The sequence below is a fragment of the Massilia sp. CT11-108 genome (assembly GCF_047302915.1).
GTDB lineage: Bacteria > Pseudomonadota > Gammaproteobacteria > Burkholderiales > Burkholderiaceae_D > Telluria > Telluria orientalis.
Genome location: NZ_JBKYMO010001049.1, coordinates 1 through 830 on the forward strand (window position 1 = coordinate 1; position 830 = coordinate 830).

Here is an 830-nt window from a genome sequence, read left to right on the forward strand (position 1 = left end):
GCCTGCACGTGCGCGGACGGCCGCGCGGGAGACGACCCGGCGCAGCTTTGCCTGCCGCTGCTCGCAGGGACGTGCCGGCTCGGCGAATTGCACGCGCGCGCCCGGCACGACGCATTCAGTAACGAAGATCGCGAGCTGCTGGCCGGCGTGGCGCAGCAGATCGCACTCGCGTTGGAGCGCGCGCGCCTGTACACGCGGGCCGAGGCGCTCGTCGTCGAACGGACGAACGCGCTACGCTCCGAGCGCAACCGCCTGTCCGCCATCGTGGAGACGGCGGGCACGCTCGTGCTCATGACGGACCCGGAAGGCCGCATCGTGACGTTCAACCGGGCCTGCGAGGAATCGCTCGGCTGGCGCGCGGCGCAGGCCATGGGGCGGCACTACTGGGAGGTGGTGCGCGGCGCCGCCGACCCGGAGGTCGTCCGGCACATGTTCGCGGGCCTGGCCGAGGACCCGCAGCCGCAGCGGCTGCAGGGTGAATGGGTGACGCCCGACGGGCGCACGCGCAGCATCGTCTGGACGCACACGCTGCTGCGGCGCGAGGACGGCAGCGTCGAATTCGTCCTCGGCACCGGCATCGACGTCACCGCGTTGCGCGGCGCGGAGCAGCGGCTGCACTATGCCAGCAACTACGACGCCGTCACGGGACTGCCGAACCGCGACCTGCTGCGCGACCGCCTGCGCCAACTCAAGGCACAGGTGCAGGCCCAGGCCGGCCGCCGCGTGCTCGGCTTCATGCTCGTGCGCTTCGGACGCATGGCCCTGATCCGCGAGGCGCTGGGACCCGGCGCGGAACAGGCCCTGCTGCAGGAAGCGGCCGCGCGCCTGCG

1 protein-coding gene is annotated in these 830 nt (G+C 73.0%); it reads left to right on the forward strand.

From position 1 onward, the window contains the following. The coding region (locus ACEN88_RS33050; protein WP_413346523.1) for a PAS domain S-box protein at nt 1–830 on the forward strand (830 nt) is incomplete at both ends.